Genomic DNA, 24,623 nt, shown 5'->3' on the forward strand with positions numbered 1-24,623 from the left:
TGAGTGCGACGGTGACCGGTGGTGCCGACGGTGATTCGGTGGAGTTCTTCGACGGTGCCACCAAGATCGGTGCGGGCGCGCTCGGTAATGGTGTTGCAACGCTTGCCTGGACGCCGACCACCCGTGGGGACCACTCGATCACAGCGAAGTTCGTCGACACGGCGCGCGCCGTAGGTTCGACTTCTGCACCGGTGAACGCGAGTGTTTCGCAGGCCGATGCTCAGTCCAGCACGACTCTGGCGCCGATCTCGGGCGCGCAGGTCGGCAAGTCGACCAATCTCAAAGCGACTGTGTCCGCGTCGGGCACCGGTGGAACGGTCACGTTCAAGGTCGGCGGAACGGTGCTCGCTTCGGTGCCGGTGGCAGGCAACGGTGAAGCGACCTATGCCTGGGTTCCGACGGTCGCCGGTGCACAGACGGTGGAAGCCGTATTCGCCGGTCGATCCGGTGTCACCGGGTCGAGTACCACCGCGAATGTGACAGTCGCCGAACAGCCCGCCGGAACAACAAGCTCCACAACAGATCTCAGCGTAGTAGCGGGCCAGGTCGGCGTTGCCCAGACGATCTCCGCTCAAATCAGCCCCGCCAATGCGGGTGGCACAGTCACCTTCAAGGACGGCGAGACCGTCATCGGCACGGCTACGGTCGATTCATCCGGAAAGGCCAGCCTTTCGTGGAAGCCCGCAACTCAAGGGCAGCGAGTTGTCGCGGCGGAGTACTCGGGCGCCGGCACGGTGACGGCATCGTCCGATCAGGTCTCCGTCCAGATCGCCGCACCCGTCGACGGTGAAGAACCAGGCAACGGCACCGGTTCGCTCGGCAGCCTCGGCAACATCTTCGGCTCCTAGCCGCCGACACCTGGTGATGCCCCGCCTGCGTTCGGCGGTGGGGCATCACCCATTTCGCTCACTTCTCGAGAAGGAAAAGCTATGTCTGTAGGTTCTGCACGCCGTGCAGTTGCAGGTCTGAGTGTGTTTGCTGTTTCTGCGGGCTTCGCGGTGGTTGCGGGCGTCGGGGTTGCTGGTGCGGCTCCGGTGACGGCGGAGGGAAATGTGCATGACTACAAGGTTGTGCGCACTGTCTCGAACGGAACTCCCAATGAGGGGGAGACGATTACGGTGAAGTCGGTGCTGACTCGTACGGGGACTCTCGAGTACCTTCAGCAGGTCAAAGATGTTCATCCGGATTGTCTTACCTACGTTACTGATTCGGCCAAGGTTGACGGTTCGGTGATCGGTCGCAATGACGTCGAGGTTCGTTCTGATTATGCGAAGATCTCGGGTAGTTGGGCGGTGTACTGGAACGGCGGTTTGATCAATCCGAAGTTCCGGACGGTTGAGTTCAGTTACACGGTCGGCGCGGGGTGTGCTCGTGATGTGGATTTGATGACCGAGTTGCATGTCAGTGGGACATTGGGTTCGGGTCAACTCAAGGGTGTCGGTCCGTCGGTGAGGGTTCAGAAGAACGTCTCGACGACGGCACTTGCTCCCGTCGGTGGCGCTCAGGTGGGGCAACCGGTGACGTTGAGTGCGACGGTGACCGGTGGTGCCGACGGTGATTCGGTGGAGTTCTTCGACGGTGCCACCAAGATCGGTGCGGGCGCGCTCGGTAATGGTGTTGCAACACTTGCCTGGACACCGGCTGACGTCCGAACCCACAGCGTGACGGCCAAGTATCTCGGTAATGCAAAGGTGGCGACCTCCACGTCGTCGGCTGTCGACGTCGTAGTGTCCGAAGCGGACAAGAGCACTGCAACCGCGATCACCGGTCCCGCAAGTGCAGTTGCAGGTGAGTCCGTGACCGTCGAGGCTACGGTGTCGCCCACTCCGGCGGGTGGCACGGTGCAGTTCAAGGACGGTGCAACCGACCTCGGCGGCGCCGTTCCCGTCGATGCCAACGGCAAGGCTTCGCTGACGAATTCCTATGTAGTCGGAGCGCATTCGATCGTGGCGGTGTACTCCGGTTCCGGTGTCTACCAGACTTCGACGTCGGCGCCACATGCGCTGACAGTCGCTCCGGTGGTGGTCGAGGAGAACACAACGACTACCCTCGTCGGCCCGTCGACAGGTTCGACAGGGGAGGCCTTGTCGTTCACTGCCTCCGTCTCGACCGGTGCTGCAGGCGGAACCGTGCAGTTCAAGGAAGGTGGCAGGGATCTGGGCTCCCCGATTCCCGTGGACGCAACCGGAAAAGCGACAACCACGCCGATCTTCAACGTGGCGGGTGAGTACAGCATCACCGCAGTGTTCTCGGGTTCGGGTAACTACCTGGGCTCGACATCGAACGCCCAGACCGTGAACGTCAAGGCGCCGGCTCCCACCGACCAGCAGACCCAGACGGTCTTGACCGTTCCGGCGGATGCAAAAACCGGTACGGCAGTTGGTCTGTCCGTAACCGTCACGCCGACGCCGGTTGGCGGCACAGTGCAGTTCAAGGACGGCTCGGGCAATCTCGGCTCACCGGTGCCGGTCGTCGAGGGCAAGGCGTCGATCATGCACGAGTTCGCGAGCGTCGGTACGCACGACATCACGGCCGTCTACTCGGGTGCAACAGGATTCCTCACCTCTACCTCGGCTGCTCAGTCGGTTTCGGTCACGGCTCCGGCCGCGGAGGATCAGGAAACGTCCGTCACCGTGAGCGCTCCGGCGTCAGCGGTCAAGGGCGCGAAGGTCGATCTTGTTGCGGCAGTGGTACCTACGCTCAGCGCAGGAACGGTCCAGTTCATGGACGGAACCACCCCGATCGGTGGACCGGTTGCCGTGGTGAACGGTAAGGCCACGCTCTCGCACACCTTCACTGAACTCGGAGATCGCCGAATCACCGCGGTGTTCAGTGGAACTGACGGCTATCTCGGTTCCGAGACCCAGGCCGCAGTCACCGTCAAGGTAACGGCAGCGTCCGACGGCGGCGATCCCGGCAACGGCGGCAGTTCGACCGGTTCACTGGGAAGCCTGGAAAACATCTTCGGGTCCTAGCCCGACGCCTGCACACGGACGCCCCGCCGCGGAGAACACCTCCGCGGCGGGGCGTTTCCCGTCTGTGAGTTCAGGGATTCGGCGCTACGACGTGCCAGGGCACGGTCAGGATGCAGTCACGAAGACGTCGCCGCGCGGGTTGCACGGGAATTCCTTGCGCCCGAAGAATTTCCAATGCGGCGGCCCAACGATGGCGAGGTCCGAACGAGGCGTGCGGCGCGGCGGTGGCCCAGGCTCGATCGGCCGCGCTGAGCAACGCGTGGATCGGCTCACCGGGAACGTTGCGGTGGATGAGAGCCTTCGGGAGACGTTCCGCGATGTCGGAAGGACGCTCGATGTCGAAGGGGTCCCAGGCCAGTGTCAGGGTCAATGGACGATCAGCGTCGAGAAGCACCCAAGCGCAACGCCTTCCGAGTTCGTCGCAGGTTCCGTCGAGTAGCAGCCCGCCCGGTGCGAGACCGGACTGAATGTGTGACCACGCAGAGTCCACAGCCTCCTCCGGGTACTGCCGGAGCACGTTGAAGGCGCGTACGAAGACGGGTGTGAGACCGGCAAGTTCGAATCCACCACGGGCGAAGCTGACACCGTCACGACTCTCGACCACGCGGGCGGGGTCGATCTCGAGCCCGATGACGCGTCGATCCCGCCGGACAGCGGTGAGGCGGCTTGCCATCTCGAAGGTGGTGTCGGGCCTCGCCCCGTACCCGAGGTCGACGATCAACGGATCGGTCGCGTTGTTCAGGGCGTGCGCGATAGTGCGGTTGTGCACGATCCACCGGTCACTACGTCGCAGTCTGTTGATCCCCGTCGTGCCACGGGTGATGACCCCCTCGATCTTCGGGGGTGGAGCCTTCTTCACGCCGGCTTCAGCGTGCGGCGAGCCAGGTCGCCGTGACCTGAGCTTCGGTGCGGAACAGATCTACGAGGTTGATGAGCATCAGTTGCTCCAACTTCGCGCCGATGAACGGTATGAAGACCTTGGCCTCGGACGTGGTTCGCAGCGTGGACCCGGTATCGGTCGCGAACAACTCCATGGTGCCGGACAAACTCCCCGGCCCGGCCGGGATGGACGCTTCGTACGTTCCGGTCACGGTGTCACCGAAGGCGCCGTACGACTCCTTACGAGTGATGACCAGATCCTTCTTCATCACCGTCTGAGCAATGTCCGGCAAATCGGTGCGCGGGAGAATGTGGTGCAGCACGAGATCGATTCCGGAATCGGTGACCTCGAAATGTTCCACATGGTTCTCGGAATGCTTGCGCATCTCCTCGACACGGGCCTCCCAGTACGAGCGGTCCGCCAGTGCCGCATAGACCTGCTCGGGGGAGTGCTGATAGCGGGCGGAGTAGTCGATGCGGCGAGCCATGATCGGAAAGAATACCTGTTACACGCTGTGACAAGCCAAATCGGCTGTATCCATAACTGCCGCCGCTCGCAGGATTTTACTTCGTGATCCACTCCCGGGTGAAGTCCTGTTCGGCCTGGATGAGCCGGACAACCTCGTCGACAATCGCACTTTCGATCTTTCCGCCGAGGAACGGGATCTTGACCTCGACCTCACCGTCGATCTCGAGAGTGGCGGAGTTCTCGTCACCTGTCAGCACCTGCGTGCCCTCGACACGGGCGGGAACGCCGTCGACGTGGGCGGAGAAGGTGCCGGTGGCCTTGCCATCCTTGAAAGGCGCCATCGTTTCACTGCGCTTGATGACGATGTCGCCGTTGACGACTTTCGACACCATGCTGGGGAGGTGCTCTGCGGCAATGATCTGCGACATCGTGACCGCGACGGTCTCGTCGCGAACGGTCAGCTCTTCGATCGCCGCGCCGGGACCACCGACAGCGACGATTCGGTCGCGCCAGTACTGCTCGGAGGTCACCGCCTCATGGACCTTCTCGGCGGGGACTGTGTACTTCGACGAATGCTCGATGCGACGGCTCACGATTGTGGAGGCTACCGTTTATCGATGTGTGGGACGTAACCATTGGCAGACGCGTCGTGGAATCAGGCGCTTTCGTATCCGAGAACGTTGACTTGTCAGGATTGACGACGCTCCGAATCGGGGGACCGGCGCGGCTGCTCGCCGAATGCCCGACGACGCAGTCGTTGATCGACGTCGTGACGCTGCTCGATCGCGAGCAGATCCCGACGCTGATTCTCGCCGGCGGATCCAATCTCGTGATCTCCGACTCGGGATTCGACGGAGTTGTCGTTCGTGTGGCCAACACCACCGTGAGCCTCGACACGGACCGCGTCGTTGCCGAAGCGGGCGCGGTGTGGGACGAAGTAGTCGGCCAATCCGTCGCCGCGGAACTGGGTGGCCTCGAGTGCCTGTCCGGGATTCCGGGCTCGACCGGTGCGACGCCGGTGCAGAACGTCGGCGCGTACGGCGTCGAGGTGGGCTCGCGACTCCGGCGAGTTCAACTGCTCGACCGACGCAATGGCGAAGTGTCGTGGGTCGAACCGTCGAAACTCGACTTGGGTTACCGGTCGAGCGTCCTCAAGCATTCGGACGCAGCACTGGTTCTCGCCGTCGAATTCGATGCGTCGACCGATGGACTGAGTGCCCCGCTCGCGTACCGCGAACTGTTCACCGCGCTGGGGGCAGAAGAAGGCGAGCGGTTACCTGCGTCGCAGGTCCGCGAGGCAGTTCTGGGACTTCGGACAGGCAAGGCGATGGTCCTCGATCCGTACGATCACGACACCTGGAGCGCGGGTTCCTTCTTCACCAACCCCGTGGTGCCCGACGACAAGCTGCCTGCCGTGCTCGGAGCAATCGCCGAACAGCTCGGGGACGTCACCGTGCCGCAGTTCCCGGGCAGTGGTGGAACCAAACTCTCGGCCGGATGGTTGATCGAACGGGCCGGATTCTCGAAGGGTTATCCCGGCGAAGATGCACCGGCCAGGCTGTCGACCAAACACACCTTGGCGTTGACCAACAGAGGGTCTGCAACGAGTGCGGATGTGGTCTCGCTCGCGCGGACAGTGCGCGACGGCGTCGAAGCCGCGTTCGGTGTCCACCTGGAACCGGAACCGGTAACTGTGGGCTGCACCGTCTGATTCCTGACAGAGCCCGCAGGTAGCCTGTTGAAGTGCATGAGCTGGGTGGTAGGAGAAGTCGTTCGCGTCTTGTTGCGTTGGTAGCTGTATTGCTCGCTGTGATGGTGGCCGTCGTCGGCTGCACGATCGGCGGCAAGGACGGACAGGGCGGCGCGGCGGCCGCCGAACCAGCACCGGTGGCGACTGTGGTGTCGACGCCGGCGCCCGGCACCAAAGATGTCAGCCCGGTCGCCCCCGTCTCGGTGGCGGTGACCCAGGGAACGCTGTCCGACGTCAGCCTCAGCAACGCAGCCGGTAAAGCCGTTGCAGGACAATTGTCGCCTGACAAGACATCGTTCACCGTCAGTGAGGCACTCGGCTACGGCACCACGTATTCGTGGTCGGGCTCGGCAACCGGAACCGACGGTAAATCCGTGCCAGTCCAAGGGAGCTTTACGACGGTTGCCCCGGAGTCGACCACCGGCGCCACCCTCAACATCGCCGACGGCCAAGAAGTTGGTATCGCGGCACCGATCACGTTGCAGTTCGACAACTCCGTCGTCGACAAGGCGGCCGTCGAGAAGGCGCTTGTCGTGACCACCGTGCCGCCCACCGCCGGATCGTGGGCTTGGCTGGCCGACGACAACGGCGGATCGCGGGCCCATTGGCGTCCGGCCGATTACTGGGTGCCGGGCACGACTGTCCATCTGGACGCCAAGCTCTACGGCTTGAACTACGGCGGTGGCGCCTTCGGCGACCAGGATCTCACGCTCGACTTCACGATCGGTCGTAGCCAGATCGTGAAGGCGAATGCACCGAGCCACCGCATGCAGGTGGTGCGCGACGGCCAGACGATCATGGATATTCCCGTCAGCTACGGCGAGGGCAACGAACCCCGAAACGTCACGCGCAGTGGCATTCACATGGTGACCGAGAAGTACGAAGACTTCATGATGTCCAACCCGCCGTTCTACGAGAACGTGCGCGAGCGTTGGGCTGTGCGCATCTCCAACAACGGCGAATTCATCCACGCCAATCCTGAAACCACTGGGGTGCAGGGCTCGTCGAACGTCACGAACGGTTGCATCAACCTGTCGACGTCCGACGCGCAGGAGTACTTCGGAACGGCCCTCTACGGTGACCCCGTGGAGGTGACCGGCACGTCGATCGACCTGTCTCCTGCGGACGGCGACATCTACGACTGGGCGATCGATCTGCCGACCTGGAAGTCGATGTCGGCACTGCCGTAACTCTGTACTGCGGTAAATCCGTGGATGAGGGAACCGTCCGGGCTCTGCTTGCGTCTGTACAGGTAAGTGCTGTCGGCTCGGGGGAGTCCGACGGGGGTTTTCGACTTCAGGGGGACAGCGGTGGGCATTCCATTTCTGGAAGACGTGCTGGGAAGAATCTCCGATGCGACGCAGGCCGTGCCTCCTGGCGTGGCGGCATTGCCAGTTGTCGGTACTCCCATCGCGAGCGCAATCGCTACATCTGCTCTGGTGCAATCCATAACCGACGACCGCGGCGCGTTCGACGACGAGATGGCTGCTGCGACCGTCGACGCCGATGTGGAGCGCGCACGAGCCTGGGGTGAGCGCGATGCCCTCACCGCCCAGACGTCGTCGCTCGAGTACAGCGAACACGCAATCGTGGACGACGATCCGTTCGATGCGATGTCGCACTCCGAAATCTTCGACCACGTCAACGAGATGAATCCGGCAACCCTGAATGCGATCGGTGAGGCTTGGAAGGCCATTGCAGGCCGGGTCGAAGCCGGCATCGGGAAGTTCCAGAACGACGTGAACGGTGCGATCACCGAAGGCTGGCAGGGGCGCGGCGGCTCGGCTGCGCTGGAAGCAGTGCTGGCCTACTCGGCTGATGCGGGTGAGCTGAAGGTGCGGGTCGATCTGATCTCGAACAAGATCGAGGAGGCGAAGATCGCACTCGACGAGGCCAAACGCTCGATTCCGGCCCCCGACGGCGCCTCGACGGTCGAGAGGTTTCTCAGCATGGTTCCCGGGGCTACATGGAAGCAGGCACAATACGAAGCGGAAGAAGCCGAACGTCAAGCGCGCCAGGTGATGAAGGACGTGTATCTGCCGTCCATGAAGCGTGCGGACGATCAGGTGCCGATCCTCCCGGCCGCATTCAATCCGGTCACCGGCGGTGGAGGGGCTGGAAGTGGCGGCGCATTCGGTGGTGGTGGTGCCGGCGGCGGGAACACTTCGGGTTCGGAGAACGGGCTCGGCACGCCGTCTACATCGGGTGGCGGAGTTGGTGGAGGAGCGGACGGTGGACACCTCGGCGGTGCAAACCCGGCCGGAGACGGTTCCGGTCAGAACCCATCCGGCACCAATTCCGGAAATGGTGACAACCGTGGCGGCGTTGATGCCCAAGGGAATTCGGGTGCCGATGCTGCCCGGTTCGCAAACGATTCCGCCCCGGCCGGGACTGCCGCGGCACATGCCGGCCCACTGCCGGCCGGTGCAGCGCCAGGTGGCCTGGCAGGTGCAACTCCGAATGGTGCTCAGCTCGGTTCCGGAGTGCCTTCAGGCCTCATGGGTAGCGGTTCGGGTGGTGGTTCCGCAGGTGGAATCGGTACCGGCGGCTTCGGGCCAGGTGGAACCGGAGGTGGCGCTCTCGGCCCTGGCGGCGTGGGCGGCCTCGCCAATGGCGGGCGTGGGGGCGTCAACGGAACTGGCGGTACCTCGGCGACGGGCGCGCAGAGCGGTCGGGGCGCGATGGGTGGCGTCGGCGGCATGGCACCGGGACGAGGGCAAGGGCAAGACGAAGACAACGTTCACGACACCCCCGGCTACCTCGTCACAGTCGAGAACGGCAATGCCCTGGTCGGCGACCTACCGATGGTCTCCCCGGCGGTGCTGGGCGAATGACCACCATGCAGTGGCAGTTCACCGGCCTCGAATTCCAGATTCTCTGGGAAGCGGTCGGACGTGACCGACTCCCGTACCCGCTGCGGTTTCGTCCGACGGCCGAAACCATGAACGAGCTGACAGAAGAGCGACGTCAAGCGGGAGCGCACCTGGCTTGGTTGCTCGACGATCGGCTGCATCACGTTCTCGGTGCTCTTGCGAATCCTGATGCTCGCGTGGAGGTTTCCGGTTTTCACGGGCAGAACATGAGTACGGTGACGCGATTGCACGGCGTTGTTGCCGGCGACCTGGGGGTGCTCCTGACTCAACTGCCCGGCAGGACTGTCGACTGTGGCTCCGACGTGGTTTTCACCGTGGTACGCCCATCGGCAATTCCACGGATGCTCGTCGATCACCTGCCGACCTGCCCCGCTGGATCGGAGCGTGGTGTGAGCATCGAAAGGCCGAAAACTTCCGGTAGAGCGAGCTTTCTGAGCAGTGCTGCCGGTGCGCGCGGGAGCGAGGAAGTGAGCAGATTCTTCGGCCGAGAGCGGACCTCGATCGGTGAAGTCACCACATACCCGGGAGGAGCGGTGGACAGCAGACCGACAGACGACGGCATAACGTTCCACTGGTACGACTATGCCGGAGATGGTCGGTACATCGTCACCGCTGGTGAAACCGTAAGTGCCCGCAGCGCTTCCACGGAAATGACGGAGGCCGAGATTGCACGCAATCTCGGCCTCGTCCTGCACCGGGTGATTCGCACTGGTTAGTCAGAACGATTCGAACTAGCTGGTGGTGCGGTGGAACCGACCGGGGCTTGCCTGATCCCTCGGCTTGACGATGATCTGATCGAGGTTCACATGTGACGGCCGCGACGCGACAAAACCGATGATCTCGGCGATGTCCTGCGCCACCAACGGTGTGATTCCCTCGTACACCTTGTCGGCCTTGTCCTGATCGCCCTCGAACCGGACGAGTGAGAACTCCGTCTCGACGGCTCCCGGCGCGATTTCGGTCAGTCGAACGGGCTTGCCCAACAGTTCACCACGCAATGTCCGATGAAGGACGGCTTGAGCGTGCTTGGCGGTGGTGTAGCCCGAGCCGTTGTCGTACGCCTCCAGCGCGGCCACCGAGGTGATGGTCACGACCAGACCGTCACCCGAATCGATCAGCTTGGGCAGCAGTGCCTTCGTCACACGCAACGTGCCCAGAACATTGGTCTCCCACATCCACCGCCAGTCGTCCAGATCGGCGTCCAGGACTGTTGCCAGACCCTTTGCACCACCCGCGTTGTTGACCAACACGTCGACACGGGGGACCACGGCCGCGAACGCGTCGACGGAATCCTCGTCGGTGACGTCGAGTTCGAGAGCGGTACCACCGATTTCCTCGGCGATCTTCTCGAGACGATCGACGCGGCGAGCACCGATCACGACGTGGAATCCCTGAGCTGCCAGGGTGCGGGCGGTGGCCTCACCGATTCCGGAGCTGGCTCCGGTGACTACGGCGATGCGGGCATCGGAAGAAATGGTCATGATGCAATCGTAGGGCTAGTCGGCGGCATACTCTGCTTCCCGTTCGATGGATTCGATGTGACGACGCGGTACTTGTATCCGGCCGGGTGTGTAGGTGACGGCGCGCAGCGCGCCGCTGTACCGGAAGGGACCATGGCGTCGTCGTACCTCCCACGACACAGGTCCCCTGGCGTCGACACCGACCGAGATGCCGGTCCACGGCGCCATTCCCACCAGTTGTACTTGCCCGAGCAGCCGGCCCGCGTGAATGCCGTCGACGCTGACGTGGAGATCCCAACGCAACCGCGGTACCACCGTCACCGACAGCTCGATGCGTTCGGTGCCGAGCGCCAGCGGTCCGGCGTCGACAACGGAGTAGGAACCGAACGCGTTGTACCCGAGATGCAGGTGCCCGTCCTCGACGTAGAGAAGGTACCCACCCTGCGGATCGCCATGGGCGACAAGGACACCGGCGTCACCTTCGCGGTAACCGTCGAGTTCGACCGTGATGTCGAAGTCGCGGAACCCGATCAGCTTGGATGAGCGGTAGCGCTCCAGCGGGGGCGTTCCGGCAAGTAGTCGCACCGGGCGTGAGAGTGCTCCTTCCTCCGGACGGCGAACCGCGCCGACGGTATTGCCGAGTAGAGGAAACACGGTGTTCGCCCACGCCGAGTGGTCCCAGGCCTCGGCGAGTTCGCGAACCTTGTCGGGAAACCGTGATGCCAGGTCGTCGAGCTCGGTCGGGTCGGTGCGGACGTCGAACAACTGCCAGTGTGGTTTGTCGATGTCCGCTGGGGTGAGAGCCAGCAGTTTCCAGCCGTCCTTGTAGTAGCCACGGTTGCCGGTCATCTCGGTGTACTGCTCGGTGTGAGTGCTCGGAGCGGCAGACGAACGCAGAACGGGCGCGGAAGACACCCCGTCGAACTCTTTCACCGGGAGCCCGTTTCGCACACTGGGTGCGTCGATTCCGGCCAGTTCGAGCAGCGTAGGGGTCAGGTCGGTGACGTACGCGAACTGGTCGCGAATCCCGTTGTCGTCTGCTCCGGGTTTCAATCCAGCGGGCCAGGACAGGAGAAAAGGAACACGGATCCCGCCGGCAAAGGATTGCCCTTTGTAGAACCGGAACGGGGTGTTGGACGTCTGTCCCCATCCACGTGGATAGTGGACGCCCAATTCAGGTCCGCCGATGAGGGATTCGTCGTGGGGGACATCGCCCACCCAGTCCGGATCCTGAATATGCGCGAACTGTGCGAAGTAGCTTCGGGTCCCGTCCGAACCGCCCTCGGCGGTGCCGCCGTTGTCGGAGGTGAAGACGATGATCGTGTTGTCGAGCTCGCCGAGTTCGTCCAGGGTGTCGACGATGCGTCCGACGCTCTGATCGATCGAGTCGACCATCGCCGCGTACACCTCCATGTAGCGGGCGAACCTGGACTGCACTTCCGGCGTGAGTGATTCCCATTCGGGGACGTCGAAGCCGGGTTCGGAGTTTCGCGGTGCTTGTTGCGTACCTTCCGGAAAGAGGCCTTGCACGAGCTGAGAGGCGAACCGCGACTCGCGGATTCGATCCCACCCTTCGTCGTAGCGGCCGCGGTACTTTTCCTGGTCGGCAGGCTTGGCCTGCAACGGTCCGTGCATGGCGACGTGTGCGAAGTAGAGGAAGAACGGCTTGTCCTGATCGTGGGCGCGGAGGTCCTTGATGTACCCGACCGCTTTGTCGGTCAGATCGTCGGTGAGGTAGTAGCCCTCGGGGTACTCGTCCACGTCGACCACAGAATTGTCGGAGATCAGTTGATTGGGATAGTAGAAGGAGTTGAGGCCTTCGAGTGAGCCGTAGTAGCGATCGAAACCGCGCTGCGTCGGCCAGGAGTCACGACTTCGTCCCGGGGCCAGGTTGGCGTCGCGTACGAGGTGCCACTTGCCGACGGCATAGGTCGCATAGCCCGCGCCGCGGAGGATTTCGGGGAGTGTCTGGACGTCGTCGGCCAATTCCAGACGCAGTCCGGGGTAGCCCGGATCGGCGTTGGCGACAAAGCCGTACCCGGCGCGGTGCGGATTCAGGCCGGTGAGAAGAGCTGCGCGCGACGGCGAGCAGAGGGGCGTCGTGTGATAGTTGGTCATCCGAATGCCCTGCGCGGCAAGGCGGTCGAGGGTGGGAGTCTCGATCTCGGAGCCGAACGGCCCGATGTCGCTGTACCCCATGTCGTCGATCAGAACCACGACGATGTTGGGTGATCCGGGAATCGGGGTCGTGGAGGTGGGCCACGACGGGGTCGAATCGGCTGCGGTGCGGCCGATTCGACCCTCGAAGCCTTCGTATCCGCGGGCGTGCGTAGGAGGGGCGGAATCCGGTGAAGTCATGGGAGAGTCGAGGCGCCTTCGATGATCGAGTATTCGGAAGCGTCGCCGGCGATGCTGCGGCTTCGTTCCCCGTGGATGTTGACCGGGATGTCGCCGGCAAGAGTGATGCGCTCCAGACGCCGGTACTGATCGTCGTAGTCGGCGATCGCGTAGTGCTGGGTGGCGCGGTTGTCCCAGATCGCGACATCACCCGCTTCCCAGTTCCACCGCGTCGTGTACTCGAGCTTGATGGCGTGATCCTGCAAGAGCTTGAATACACCGTTCGACTGTTCGGTGCTCAACCCGACGAAGTTCTTGACAAAATGTCCGAGGACGAGCGTGCGTTCTCCGGTTTCGGGGTGGACCCGCACCACCGGGTGTTCCGTCTCGAAGTACGTGGACTGGAACTCCTCGCGGTAGGCGGCCGTGCGATCTTCGGTGAGCCGCTCGGCGCTGGTTGCCGCATAGTCGTAGACGTTCGTGTGGCGAGCCCAGAGGTTCTCCGCGAGCGCCTTGAGCGGATCCGGCAGTCCGTTGTAGGCGGCTACCCCTGACGCCCACGTCGTGGAACCGCCGTATTCGGGTAGCTGCACCGCGCGCAGGATCGAAGCCTTGGGGATGCGGTCGACGAAGGTGACGTCGGTGTGCCAGCTGTTGGCCTTGCCCAGGTCCGAGTCGATGGGCAGAACTTTTGCGCCGTGCGACTTCACGGTGGGGTGGGCAGTGGTCGGGGTACCCAGCAGATGGGCGAACTCGTACTGCGAATCGTTGTCGAGGTGGTCTTGCCCGCGAAAGAAGATCACCTTGTGTTCGAGAAGTGCTTGCCGGATGAGGGAAATCGTCGCCGGGTCGAGATGCCCGCCGAGAGTGATTCCGTCGATTCGGGCGCCGATATGCGCGCCGAGGGTGGTGACAGTGCCGCGAGCGGCGTCAACGGCCGCTCCGTTCGTTGATACCGAATTCGTGAGGGTCGGCTTGGCGAAAGCTGTAGACATGGTGCACCTTTCGTGGGGAGTGTGCCCACCCAAACACGCGAGATTTCGCCCCGACAGGGTTGCGTTCAGTGTGATCGTTACCGCACCTGATTTGTGAATCTCGGTGAAGCTGCTACTTTTGGAGCCATGTCGACCGACCAGCCTGCCGCTTTGCGGGTCACCTATGTGACCGCTGCGCTTGGTTCGCGTCTGCCTCTGGCGCGAGAGCTGTGTTGTCGCCGCCGTTCTTTCTGCAGCTAATTTCTGCGCCTTTTCTGTCTATTTCTTCGTGTGACCAGTGGAAACGCTGATTTCTCGGTCGACAGAGATATGCGCCTTCTCCTCCTTCTGCAAGGGACAGCCATGTCGACACCCACAATCTCCGCCATTCCGAACATCCGATCGCGAACCGCGCTCTCGGGAACCCGGACCCGTACCCAGATAGTTGCGCCCGAACTACGCATCGCCGACGGCCCGTCCGCGACTGTGTTGCGCATTGCTCGATCCCGTGGGCCGCTCTCACGTGACACTGCGGCAAAGGCATCAGGACTGAGCATCGCCACCGTGAACCGGCAGGTCACGAGCCTGCTGGACCTCGGGATCCTGCGCGAACGCGCGGACCTGACGGCCTCCGGAGCAATCGGGCGTCCGCGAGTTCCGTTCGAGGTCAACCACGAGCCTTATCTGACAGTCGGCATCCACATCGGTGCCGTCGTCACCAGCATCATTGCCAGCGACATTCGTGGAAAGGTGCTCGGCGCCGTCGAGATTCCGACGCCTGCCACCAATTCTGCTGTCGCGCTTGCCACCATTGCGCGCTCGGCCAAATCCTTTGCCTCGCGGTGGCACAAGCGTCGTCCGCTCGCCGTCGGCGTGGCCATCGGCGGTCGCGTCGATTCAGCGACCGGAGTCGTCGATCACCCGCGTCTGGGATGGAAGGGCGCCAAGGTCGGGTCCATCATCGGAGCCGGCTTGGATCTCCCTGTATCGGTAGCCGCCCACGTCGAGGCGATGGCCGCGTCGGAACTACTGCTCAGCACCGACCGTGCCGAAGCCCCGACGCCGGGCACTACCGGCCTGTACTTCTACGCTCGTGAAACTGCCGGCATCGCAATCACTTTCGAAGGGCGAGTGCACACGCCGTCCAGCGGACCCGGTTCGATCGCGCACCTCCCCACCGGTTCGTCCGCACGGTGCACCTGCGGAGCCGTGGGTTGCCTTGAAGCGACGATCAGTGACCGCGCCGTAGTCGCGCAGGCTTTGTCTTCGGGCGCCGTGATCCAGGGCAGCGAGCGTGTCACGATCGCGGACGTCTACCGGGCCGCGTCGTCGGGTTCCATTCCGGCACACGAGCTTCTGGTTGATCGAGCACGCGTCCTCGGCCGGACAGTGGCGATGCTGCGTGACCTGTTCAACCCGGATCGGGTGATTCTGGGTGGTCAGGCATTTACCGACTATCCCGCCGGGGTGCCCCATGTCGCCGAGGCCTTCTCGACGGCATCCTCCTTGGAGCGTAAGGACATTCGAATTACCGGTTTCGGCAATCGGGTTCAGGAATACGCTTCCACGGTCGTGTCACTGAGTTCACTGTTTGCTGATCCCGCTGCGGCTATGCGCCGCGCGTCGGCCGTCTGACTGCGAAGAGGGTAGTCAGAGTTCCGGTCGATCCAAGACTCGCAACCATGATCCGTCGGGCTGGCGGCGCGCGACCTGCGTGCGCCCGCCGGTTCCGTCGGAAGGTTTGGTCGAGGTCATGGCCAGGTCGCCGCTGATCACCGTCGGTAGAGATTCCTCGACGGTGAATCTCGGTGCAGCTGCCAGCATCTGAGAGATCACCTCGCGGATGGCTTGGCGGCCCACGGTGAGGGATCCGGGAGGGAAGGCCATCACCGCATCCTCCTCGTAGAGTGCGGCGACGGCGTCTGCGTCACCAGCGTTGGCGAACTGCACAAAAAGCTTCGCGATGTCTTCCGGGGTTCCGGCCTTCTGAACGTCATCTGTTGTTGTCATGCTTCCATCGTTCTAGTACTCCGGCGATAAGTCCAAGATCTAGTTTGTCTCGCAGCTAGAATCAGCAGTTATGGAACTTCGGCAGCTCGAATACTTTGTCACGGTAGTGGAGGAAGCCAACTTCACTCGCGCCGCCGAGCGGCTTCACGTAGCCCAACCCGGTGTGAGTGCCCAGGTCAAACGGCTCGAACGTGAGTTGGGGCAGGAATTGCTCGATCGTAGTGGTCGAACCGTTTGTCTGACCGACGCCGGGCGAGCTGTCCTCCCGCACGCCTACGCTGCACTTGCTGCCGTTCAGAGCACCCGCGACGCTGTCGATGCCTTGAACGGACTGGTCCGGGGTTCCGTTTCGGTCGGGATGGTTACCGCCTGCGCTTCCGCCGACCTCACAGATCTGCTGAGTCGGTTGCACAACAAACACCCCGGACTGGACATTTCGCTGGCCGAGGACGATTCGCGCAGTCTGCTTGCCGGAGTGTCGGACGGAACCTTCGACATAGCCGTCATCGGGGTAGCGGGAGAGCTGCCGGAAGGGCTCGAATCGAGGGTGATCACCGACGAACGACTGGTGGCCGGAGTGGCAACGGATCATCCGCTGGCCGAGGTGTCGTCTCTACCGTTTGCCGAGCTCGCCACGCGATCGGTCATCTGTCTGCCGGAGGGAACCGGTATCAGGACGTGTCTGAACTTCGCGTGCGCCGCGGCCGGCACCACGCCGACGGTTGCGCTCGAGGCAAGCAACCTCGGCATCATCGTTTCATTGGCAGCGCAGGGGCTGGGAATGGCCGTGCTTCCCGAGTCGGCAGTGGGGGAGTTGCATCGGATCGATCTCGAACCGGAGGCGCGATCTCGGCTGGAATTGGTCTGGCGTTCGTCGGGCGGCAAGAATCCTGCGGCCTCCGCTCTCATCGATCTTGCGAGAGCTGTTCCCGCCGAGTGAGTTCGGCCTGCGCCCGATCCAATCCGCCGTGCTCGAGAGCAGCCAACCTCGACTTGTCCTTCCAGACGATGGTGCCGCGCCGGCGGACGATGACCGACATCGTTCCACCGAGATGCTCGAGCGCTCCTGGCACGTTTCGACGCTCGGCAGGTATCGGAACAGGAAGTATGTGTGCGTCGGCGATGGGTGCGGTCCCGTCGATGTCGACGCTCCACTTCCGGCTGTAACCCCGAAGCGTCCAGCGATCGTCGGACACCGTCGTCTCCACCTGTGACGTCAGTGGATTACCCAGCCGCAATACCGTTCCGTCCGGTAGCGCGGCAACGACGGCGGTGACTTCGGTGCGTAGAGGTCCGGCGCTGACCTGTCCGCCGGCAAACGCCACGCAGGCTCGAGGATCGGTGAACCCCTGTGCCTGTCCCCACCACCAGGATTCCGGGAATCCTCCCTTTCCCCAGTTCTTCTCGCCGTACACCTGCGCTCCGGTGAGATCCCAGCTCTGTCCGTCGATGACGGCGCTTCCCTCGACCCGGCCGCCGAGCAGCCACGGATGCCAGTACTGATTGAGTGCGGGAACTGATTGGAAGTAACTCGATCCCCCGAAGCGGCGGTGCGGCCAGAATCGCTGACTACTGATGCGCACGTCGAGATGACTGTCGCCGAAATCGACCTGGAGTCGATCGGCATTGCCGCGGAAAGCGTTGTCGGCGTAGGCCCCCAGGATACGGGGATCGGCCGATCCATTCGGATGCTCAGCAGTGCGGAGGAATCCGCCTGGGTGTGCCGCGAGACCGAGCGTCGACCAGCTGTCGCCGTCGGCCTTGTTGATTCCGGCGAGCGCGATCACCACCCGTCCGCTGTCTGGCATCGTGAATCGCCAGAAGTAACCCTCCATCGCAACGTCATGGGAGGCAAGCAGATTGCCGTACGGCAGGGTGGCACCCGAAGCGCGGTACGCGGGAAGCTTCACGGTCCCAGTACTGCCTGTGATGCGGTGACCTGAGCGACGAGGCGGCCCTCGTCGTCGCGGATCTCGGTCACCACCGCGATGGTGCTGCGTCCCGCGTGCAATGGCCGGGCAGTTGCGGTGACCGTGCCTTTACGAACCCCGCGGGTGAACACGGTCGACGAACTGGTGGTGGACGTACTTGCGCCGGGCGGCAGATTGAGGAATGCACAGACGGCGCCGACGCTGTCTGCCAGCGTCATCAAGGCGCCGCCGTGCATTCCGTTGCCGGCGGTGGTGCGGTGGCTGTCCCAATCCAGATGGCCGACAACCTGTTCGGGTGCCGCGCTGTCCAACTGAATTCCGGTGTGAACTGCAAAAGGCATGCTCGCGACAAGTTGTTCGAGGTCCATGCCTACCGATGTTAACGAGCCGCCGAAACCTCCGTCGGGACTTCGGTTTATCGAGGGCGGTGACTCAGAGGGGCAGGGCGGTTTCCGACAGCCCTTCCGGCGCGTTGCGACGACGGAACCACTCGGTGCCGAATGCCGCGGCGAGCTGCTCCGTCGGCATTTCGAGGAACGGGCCGAAATCGCCGACCTGCGTCGCGTGCGCGTACATGGCCGCGCGCTTGGACGAGATCACCGACCTGACGTCGACTGCGGTGGTGAGTTGGTCAGCCGGAAGCCCGAACGATTCGATGTCCGGCGGCTGCGCCTCCTCGGTCCACTCGGGGTTGGCCTGCATCAGCATCTTCATGTGATCGCGGTTGGTGGACGCCTCGTAGACGAACGGCGTGCCCGCGAGTTCTGCAGCACGAACGCCGACGTGGTGGACCTGGATGTGATCCGGGTGGCCGTATCCGCCGTTGGGGTCGTAGATGGTCAGGACATCGGCGTTCTCTTCACGAAGAACCTCGGCCAGACGCTCGGCGGCCTTCTCGACGTCGACGTTGCAGAACGCTTCCGGATTCTCGTTCTCGGGCGTACCCACCATCCCCGAATCCGGGTAGTGCAGGGACACGACGCGACTGGCACCCAACGCGTCGGTGGACGCCTCGAGCTCACGGCTGCGGCGCTGAGCCAACGTCTCGTATTCGTCCAACAGTCCGTCGGGGAATTCACCGAGAGCACCGTCGGTAGCGGTGACGACTACGACGCGGTGACCTGCGTCGGCGGCCATTCTCATCACGCCGCCCGTAGTGAAAACTTCGTCATCGGGATGGGCGTGGAAACACACCAGGACACTCATTCGCGCAATCGTAAGGCAAGTTACCGACAGGTCAACCCGAGCGCACAGTGAAAACGATTTGTCGAGTCGGCCTCGGCTCTGTGAACCTTGTTCAGTGCACGAGAAGCTGACATGAGCGAATCCACCAACAAAGGCCTGCTGAGCGCCTACCGCGAGATCTTTGCCGCCCCCGGATCGGTCGCCTTCTCGGCCGCCGGATTTGTCGCAAGGCTGCCGATCGCCATGATCGGTATCGGAATCGTGACGATGATCTCGCAACTTCGTGGTGACTACGCGCTCGCCGGCGCGCTCGCCGCGGTTTTCGCGCTCTCGTCGGCGATCATCGCGCCCGCGGTCTCGCGTGCGGTCGACCGCTTCGGACAGCGAGCGGTCCTGCCGATTGCCGCAGCCGTGAGCGTCACCGCGATCGGGGCGCTCCTGCTCGCTGTCCGGATGGAAGCTCCCGACTGGCTGCTGTTCGTTCTGGTCGTCCCCGGCGGCGCCACTCCGACGATCGGCGCGATGATTCGCGCCAGGTGGGTGGCGATCTATGTCGGAAAACCTCAGCTGCGCACCGCCTTCGCCTTCGAATCGGTGGTGGACGAGCTCTGCTTCGTGGCGGGCCCGGTCATATCGGTAGGTCTGAGCATCGGGCTCTTCCCCGAGGCTGGACCACTGGCAGGGTTGATCCTGCTGGTCACCGGAACCCTGCTGCTGGTCATACAGCGCGGAACCGAACCGAAGGTGCATCCGCGTCGACCCGGCCGCGGACGATCGGTTCTCGGTAACCACGTGATGTGGATCGTCATCGTGATCATGGTGATGCTCGGAACGATCTTCGGCGTCATCGACGTCGGCGCCATCGCGTTCACCAAGGAACAGAATTCGCCGGGGTCGGCGACGCTGGTCCTCGCGCTGTTCGCCGGCGGTTCGGGAATCGCGGGACTGATCTTCGGGTCGATGCACCCGGCGCGATCGCTGCGCGGGCAGTTGATGATCGCGTCCTCGGCGGTCGCCGTTCTCAGCGTCCCGCTTCTGTTGGTCGGAAACGTGGCCGCACTTGCGGGTGCCTACGTGCTGGCGGGCGCGACCATCGCACCGACGCTCATCATCGCGACAGCCCTGGTCGAACAGATCGTCCCGCCGGAAAAGCTCACCGAGGGAATGACCCTGACGGTTACCGGCCTCGGCGTCGGCGTGGCGCTCGGGTCTGCGCTGGCCGGACAGCTGATCGATCGATACGGCGTCCCGTCGGCCTACATGCTCGCCGTCGGCGCCGCAGTCGCAGCCTCTATCGTGACGGCATGTCTATTCGTGAAGCCGTCAGCGTCGACGGCACGTCCATCGTCTATCGAGTAACCGGAAATTCGGCGGGGACCCCGCTGGTGTTGCTGCACGGCTGGGCTCAGTCCTCGCAGTGCTGGGGCGAGCAGGTCCTCGCGGACCTGGCCGCGGACTATCGGCTGATCGCCGTCGATCTGCGCGGCCACGGTTACTCCGATGCGCCCGAATCCGGATACGACGATTCCGCGAACTGGGCCGGCGACGTCGCGGCTGTTCTTGCGGCCGAAGGCGTCACCGAGAACGCGATCCTGCTCGGCTGGTCGTACGGCGGTCTGGTGATCTGCGATTACCTGGCAGCGCACGGCACCGGCGCGGTGGCGGGCGCGGTTCTGGTCGGGGCGATCACCAGCATCGGGCGCGGCGAAAAAGGTGGCAAGGTCGGCTCGGCGATGCGTAGCGCAGTTCCCGGCGCGATGTCCGAAGATCCGCGCGAGGCGATCCGTGCACTCGGCGCTTTCGGCAATGCTCTCACCGGCCCACCCGAGGGCAAGGGTGCAGCGTCGCAGGCCTTGTTCGGGTACAGCCTCTCGACGCGTCCGCGGGTGCGCGCAGCACTGTTCAACCGTGCTGTCGGTCACGACGAGTTGCTTCGCAACCTGGACATCCCGGTCCTCGTTCTGCACGGAACCGACGACTCCGTCGTCGACGTGAGCGCAGGTAAGCACGCCGAGGAACTGATTCCCCAGTCCCAGGCGTCGTACTGGGAAGGCTGCAATCACGGCCCGTTCGTGGAGGATCCGACACGATTCGTGTCCGAAGTGCGAACCTTCATCTCGAGCCTCGGTTAGAGTTCGCGCCCGGTGAGGGGGCAGTATGGAGTCGTGACGCCCATGCACATTTCGCGCCCTCGCCGGGTGGCCGTTCTCTCGGTCCACACCTCGCCATTGGCGCAACCCGGCACCGGTGACGCGGGTGGGATGAACGTCTACGTTCTGCAATCCGCCATTCAGCTCGCCAAACGTGGCGTCGAGGTGGAGATATTCACCCGCGCGACGTCCTCGGCCGACGCACCCGTGGTGGACGCCGCTCCCGGAGTGCGGGTTCGGAACATTGCTGCTGGTCCCTTCGAAGGGCTGGACAAGGCGGATCTGCCGACTCAACTGTGTGCCTTCGTCGCAGGAGTTCTACGGGAGGAAGCGCGACACGAGCCCGGGTACTACAGCCTGATCCACTCGCACTACTGGTTGTCCGGGCAGGTCGGCTGGCTCGCCCGCGACCGCTGGGGCGTGCCCCTCGTACACACCGCCCACACCCTCGCGGCGGTGAAGAATCTTTCGCTTGCCGAGGGAGACACCCCGGAGCCGGCAGCACGTCAGATCGGCGAGCAGCAAGTAGTCGCCGAGTCCGATCGCCTGGTCGCCAACACCACCGACGAAGCCAAGGCGCTGCACGAGTTGTACGGCGCAGACCCCACGCGTATCGACGTCGTGGCTCCCGGCGCCGATCTCACCCGCTACCGCCCGGGCGATCGCGATTCCGCCCGCGCGTCGTTGGGGTTGGACCCGGGCGAGGTCGTCGTGACTTTCGTCGGCCGGATCCAACCTCTGAAAGCACCGGACGTTCTGCTGCGTGCTGCCGCCGAAGTGATCAGCCGTCGCCCCGAGTTGCCGTTGCGCATCCTCGTCGTCGGCGGGCCGTCCGGAACTGGCCTCGCGCGGCCGGACGTGCTGATCGAACTTGCACGCTCACTCGGCATCACCGCGCAGGTGACGTTCTTGCCGCCGCAGGCTCCTGAGCGTCTCGCCGATGTCTACCGTGCCTCGGATCTGGTTGCGGTGCCGAGCTATTCGGAGTCCTTCGGGTTGGTCGCCATCGAAGCTCAAGCCTGCGGAACTCCGGTGATCGCCGCCGACGTCGGCGGACTGGGAGTGGCCGTACGCAACGGTGAGACCGGCCTGCTGGTTCAAGGACACCGCACCGAAGATTGGGCCGGCGCCCTCGAATCTTTGGTGACAGCACCGACGCGCTTGGCCGAACTCGCCGCGCAGGCACCGCGCCACGCCGAAAATTTCTCGTGGGAACACACCGCGGACGGTTTGCTCGAGAGCTATCGCAAAGCCGCAGTCAACTACAACAACGGAACCGGTCCCAGCGACTTCTCGCCCCGCCGTGCGCGGGGTCTGTGGCGTCTGCGCCGGACCGGGGGAGTGCGTACATGAGCAGCATTTCGGACACCATCGAGCAGGCCCTCACCGAGCGCGAACTCGACTTCACCAGAAAAGACGACGCGCATTTCATCGTCGAACTTCCCGGTGAACACAAACTCAAGACGTCGACTCTGCTCACCGTCGGCAATCACGGTGTGCGGGTCGAGGCCTTCGTGTGCCGCAAGGTGGACGAGAACTTCGAAGGCGTCTACAAATTCCTGCTCAAGCGCAACCGTCGTCTGTACGGGGTGGCGTACACACTCGACAAGGTCGGGGACATCTACCTCGTCGGCAAGATCGCAGAGCATGCCGTGACCGGCGATGAACTCGACCGAGTGCTCGGTCAGGTTCTCGAAGCCGCCGACGGCGATTTCAACGTCATCCTCGAACTCGGCTTCTCCTCGTCCATCAAGCGTGAGTGGGCGTGGCGGGTGTCGCGAGGTGAGTCGCTGGCGAATCTCGAACCGTTCAAGCACCTCATCGAGGAAGAGCCCGCGCAGAGCTGATCGAGCGGGGTGAGACACATCGCGGATGTGTCACGTAAAGTGGCCTTTACTTGTGACTGTCGTCACGGAATAATACTGTTCCCGTGAGTCACAGTAAGTTGGTCACACCACCCCGCCGCGCAACTTTTCGAGGAGCACAGTGAGCTTCAAGAGTCCGTTCCCCGACGTTGAAATCCCCAACCTCAGCGTCTACGACTTCCTGTTCGGAAACACCGACCCCGCAGACCTCGACAAGACGGCCTTCGTCGAGGGCAGTTCGGGCGCAGTCACCACATACGCTTCGCTGATCGCACAGATCAACGGCGTTGCAGGCGCTCTCGCAGCGCGCGGACTCGCCGTCGGCGACGTGGTCGGGCTGCATTCGCCCAACGTCCCGGCCTTCGGTTCCGTCTTCCACGGCATCCTTCGTGCCGGTGGCGTCGCGACCACGATCAACGCGCTCTACACCGCCGAGGACATCGCCAAGCAGCTCACCGATTCCAAGGCCAAGTTCCTCTTCACCGTCTCGCCGCTCCTGCCGCAGGCAAAGGCAGCTGCTGACCTGGTCGGTATCCCGGCTGAGAACGTGTTCGTGCTCGACGGTGCCGAAGGCCACCTCTCGCTGCGTGATCTGCTCGGCGAGGGCGCAGCGGCGCCCGAGGTCTCCTTCGATCCGGCTACCCAGCTCGCGGTGCTGCCGTACTCCTCGGGCACCACCGGCCGACCCAAGGGGGTCATGCTCACTCATCGCAACCTCGTGGCCAACGTCTGCCAGATCATTCCGCGGATGGGTATCGAGACCGACGACAAGATTCTCGCGGTCCTGCCGTTCTTCCACATCTACGGCATGACTGTCCTGCTCAACGCTGCGCTCTACCGCCGCGCGAGCCTCATCACGATGCCGAAGTTCGATCTCGTCGAGTTCCTGCGGATCGTCGCCGAGCAGAAGTCGACGTACATCTTCGTCGCACCGCCCGTTGCCGTCGCGCTGGCAAAGCACCCGCTCGTCGATCAGTACGACCTCTCGAGCGTGCACACCATCTTCTCCGGTGCGGCCCCGCTCGACGCGGCGCTCGGAAAGGCCGTCGCCGACCGGTTGAACTGCCACGTCCGCCAGGGCTACGGCATGTCCGAGATGAGCCCGGTCTCGCACGCGATCCCTTTCGATCGTGACGACATCGCCCTCGACACGTGCGGTCCGACCATCGCCAACATGGAATGCAAGCTCGTCGACCCCGGAACGGGCGAAGAGGTCGCGTACCCGGCTCTCGGCTCGGACGGCGTCAGCGAGCCCGGCGAACTGTGGTGCAAGGGCCCGAACATCATGCTCGGCTACCTCGGCAACGATCAGGCCACCAAGGACACCCTCGACGACGACGGGTACCTGCACACCGGTGACATCGCGACCGTCGACGGCGACGGCGTCGTCAAGATCGTCGACCGCCTCAAGGAACTGATCAAGTACAAGGGCTACCAGGTTCCCCCGGCGGAACTCGAGGCCTTGCTGCTGACCCATCCGCAGATCGCCGACGCCGCAGTGATCGGTGTGCTCGACGCCGAGGGCGAAGAGGTCCCGAAGGCATTCGTCGTGCTCCAGGACGGCGCCGAGTTGACCGAAGCCGACGTGATCACCTTCGTCGCCGAGCGCGTCTCGCCGCACAAGAAGGTCCGCCAGGTTTCATTCATCAGCACCGTGCCGAAATCCGCGGCCGGAAAGATCCTCCGCAAGGATCTGCGAACTGCGGAAGTTGCCCCGAGCTGATTTCCGGACAGGGTTGATCAAGAAGGGTTCCGGTACTCGTGC

Annotated in this window: 23 protein-coding genes; 13 read left to right on the forward strand and 10 right to left on the reverse strand. The window is 63.7% G+C overall.

The features are described from left to right. Together QRN54_RS08950 and QRN54_RS08955 are read left to right on the forward strand one after the other, a co-directional pair. The coding region (locus QRN54_RS08950; RefSeq protein WP_285181873.1) for an Ig-like domain-containing protein at positions 1–848 on the forward strand (848 nt) is incomplete at its 5' end. Positions 849–929: 81 nt separating this feature from the next. Beyond that, positions 930–2,975 carry an Ig-like domain-containing protein gene (locus tag QRN54_RS08955; protein ID WP_285181874.1) on the forward strand — a complete coding sequence of 682 codons (2,046 nt, stop codon included), beginning with the start codon at positions 930–932 and terminating at the stop codon, positions 2,973–2,975. A gap of 70 nt (positions 2,976–3,045) precedes the next feature. On the opposite strand, the gene QRN54_RS08960 is transcribed toward QRN54_RS08955, so the two are convergent. The 3 genes from QRN54_RS08960 to QRN54_RS08970 all read right to left on the reverse strand — a co-directional run bounded on the left by QRN54_RS08960 (position 3,046) and on the right by QRN54_RS08970 (position 4,916). Then, positions 3,046–3,834: a hypothetical protein gene (locus QRN54_RS08960; protein ID WP_003941937.1), complete on the reverse strand. Its 789-nt coding sequence runs from the start codon at positions 3,832–3,834 to the stop codon at positions 3,046–3,048. 7 nt (positions 3,835–3,841) lie between these two features. Beyond that, positions 3,842–4,342, reverse strand: coding sequence for a DUF2505 domain-containing protein (locus QRN54_RS08965; protein WP_007735352.1), 501 nt, complete (start codon positions 4,340–4,342; stop codon positions 3,842–3,844). A 76-nt stretch (positions 4,343–4,418) separates the two neighbouring features. Continuing rightward, a complete protein-coding gene (locus QRN54_RS08970; protein WP_054826635.1) occupies positions 4,419–4,916 on the reverse strand; it encodes a DUF2505 domain-containing protein in 498 nt (165 codons plus the stop codon). 26 nt (positions 4,917–4,942) lie between these two features. Here QRN54_RS08970 and QRN54_RS08975 point away from each other — a divergent pair, with 26 nt between their 5' ends. From QRN54_RS08975 to QRN54_RS08990, 4 genes are all read left to right on the forward strand, one after another. After that, on the forward strand, positions 4,943–6,034 hold the full coding sequence (locus QRN54_RS08975) for a UDP-N-acetylmuramate dehydrogenase (protein WP_054826636.1): 1,092 nt from the start codon (positions 4,943–4,945) through the stop codon (positions 6,032–6,034). A 32-nt stretch (positions 6,035–6,066) separates the two neighbouring features. Next, positions 6,067–7,263 (forward strand): L,D-transpeptidase, encoded by a 1,197-nt coding sequence (locus QRN54_RS08980; RefSeq protein ID WP_042452959.1) that lies wholly within the window; start codon positions 6,067–6,069, stop codon positions 7,261–7,263. 120 nt (positions 7,264–7,383) lie between these two features. Further along, positions 7,384–8,907 carry a hypothetical protein gene (locus QRN54_RS08985; protein ID WP_285181875.1) on the forward strand — a complete coding sequence of 508 codons (1,524 nt, stop codon included), beginning with the start codon at positions 7,384–7,386 and terminating at the stop codon, positions 8,905–8,907. After that, positions 8,904–9,662, forward strand: coding sequence for an ESX secretion-associated protein EspG (locus QRN54_RS08990; RefSeq protein WP_285181876.1), 759 nt, complete (start codon positions 8,904–8,906; stop codon positions 9,660–9,662). The genes QRN54_RS08985 and QRN54_RS08990 overlap by 4 nt, the downstream gene beginning before the upstream one ends. 15 nt (positions 9,663–9,677) lie before the next feature. On the opposite strand, the gene QRN54_RS08995 is transcribed toward QRN54_RS08990, so the two are convergent. Genes QRN54_RS08995 through QRN54_RS09005 form a run of 3 tightly spaced genes read right to left on the reverse strand, consistent with a single transcriptional unit; the run spans position 9,678 to position 13,738 of the window. Then, positions 9,678–10,427, reverse strand: coding sequence for an SDR family NAD(P)-dependent oxidoreductase (locus tag QRN54_RS08995; protein WP_003942076.1), 750 nt, complete (start codon positions 10,425–10,427; stop codon positions 9,678–9,680). A 15-nt stretch (positions 10,428–10,442) separates the two neighbouring features. Then, complete coding sequence (locus QRN54_RS09000; protein WP_285181877.1) at positions 10,443–12,764, reverse strand: arylsulfatase; 2,322 nt, start codon at positions 12,762–12,764, stop codon at positions 10,443–10,445. Then, on the reverse strand, positions 12,761–13,738 hold the full coding sequence (locus QRN54_RS09005) for a TauD/TfdA dioxygenase family protein (RefSeq protein WP_003942011.1): 978 nt from the start codon (positions 13,736–13,738) through the stop codon (positions 12,761–12,763). Before QRN54_RS09005 ends, QRN54_RS09000 begins: the two co-directional genes overlap by 4 nt. Positions 13,739–14,080: 342 nt before the next feature. Here QRN54_RS09005 and QRN54_RS09010 point away from each other — a divergent pair, with 342 nt between their 5' ends. Next, the gene (locus tag QRN54_RS09010) at positions 14,081–15,352 is read left to right on the forward strand and encodes an ROK family transcriptional regulator (RefSeq protein WP_074447122.1); all 1,272 of its coding nucleotides are present in this window, start codon (positions 14,081–14,083) and stop codon (positions 15,350–15,352) included. Between the two features lie 15 nt (positions 15,353–15,367). Here the strand turns inward: QRN54_RS09010 and QRN54_RS09015 are convergent, their stop codons facing one another. Next, complete coding sequence (locus QRN54_RS09015) at positions 15,368–15,727, reverse strand: YybH family protein (protein ID WP_054187841.1); 360 nt, start codon at positions 15,725–15,727, stop codon at positions 15,368–15,370. Positions 15,728–15,797: 70 nt separating this feature from the next. On the opposite strand from QRN54_RS09015, the gene QRN54_RS09020 reads away from it, so the two are divergent. Then, complete coding sequence (locus QRN54_RS09020) at positions 15,798–16,667, forward strand: LysR family transcriptional regulator (protein ID WP_285181878.1); 870 nt, start codon at positions 15,798–15,800, stop codon at positions 16,665–16,667. On the opposite strand, the gene QRN54_RS09025 is transcribed toward QRN54_RS09020, so the two are convergent. From QRN54_RS09025 to QRN54_RS09035, 3 genes are all read right to left on the reverse strand, one after another. After that, entirely contained in the window at positions 16,633–17,637 is a 1,005-nt protein-coding gene (locus QRN54_RS09025; RefSeq protein WP_285181879.1) for a tocopherol cyclase family protein, read from the reverse strand. The genes QRN54_RS09020 and QRN54_RS09025 overlap by 35 nt on opposite strands. After that, entirely contained in the window at positions 17,634–18,026 is a 393-nt protein-coding gene (locus tag QRN54_RS09030) for a PaaI family thioesterase (protein WP_042452984.1), read from the reverse strand. Before QRN54_RS09030 ends, QRN54_RS09025 begins: the two co-directional genes overlap by 4 nt. A 64-nt stretch (positions 18,027–18,090) precedes the next feature. Next, positions 18,091–18,864 carry a PIG-L family deacetylase gene (locus QRN54_RS09035; protein WP_285181880.1) on the reverse strand — a complete coding sequence of 258 codons (774 nt, stop codon included), beginning with the start codon at positions 18,862–18,864 and terminating at the stop codon, positions 18,091–18,093. 111 nt (positions 18,865–18,975) lie between these two features. Here QRN54_RS09035 and QRN54_RS09040 point away from each other — a divergent pair, with 111 nt between their 5' ends. The 5 genes from QRN54_RS09040 (at position 18,976) to QRN54_RS09060 (ending at position 24,581) form a co-directional block, all read left to right on the forward strand. Then, the gene (locus QRN54_RS09040; protein WP_003942019.1) at positions 18,976–20,202 is read left to right on the forward strand and encodes an MFS transporter; all 1,227 of its coding nucleotides are present in this window, start codon (positions 18,976–18,978) and stop codon (positions 20,200–20,202) included. Next, positions 20,148–20,975 (forward strand): alpha/beta fold hydrolase, encoded by an 828-nt coding sequence (locus QRN54_RS09045; RefSeq protein WP_285181881.1) that lies wholly within the window; start codon positions 20,148–20,150, stop codon positions 20,973–20,975. The genes QRN54_RS09040 and QRN54_RS09045 overlap by 55 nt, the downstream gene beginning before the upstream one ends. Positions 20,976–21,017: 42 nt before the next feature. Further along, entirely contained in the window at positions 21,018–22,346 is a 1,329-nt protein-coding gene (gene mshA, locus QRN54_RS09050; protein WP_003941843.1) for a D-inositol-3-phosphate glycosyltransferase, read from the forward strand. Beyond that, positions 22,343–22,840, forward strand: coding sequence for a type III secretion system chaperone family protein (locus tag QRN54_RS09055; protein WP_047268888.1), 498 nt, complete (start codon positions 22,343–22,345; stop codon positions 22,838–22,840). The genes mshA and QRN54_RS09055 overlap by 4 nt, the downstream gene beginning before the upstream one ends. Positions 22,841–22,979: 139 nt before the next feature. Then, positions 22,980–24,581, forward strand: a complete 1,602-nt coding sequence (locus tag QRN54_RS09060; RefSeq protein WP_064688317.1) for an AMP-binding protein — start codon at positions 22,980–22,982, stop codon at positions 24,579–24,581. Positions 24,582–24,623: the final 42 nt, after the last annotated feature.

The sequence above is a fragment of the Rhodococcus sp. MEB032 genome (assembly GCF_030208925.1).
GTDB lineage: Bacteria > Actinomycetota > Actinomycetes > Mycobacteriales > Mycobacteriaceae > Rhodococcus_F > Rhodococcus_F qingshengii.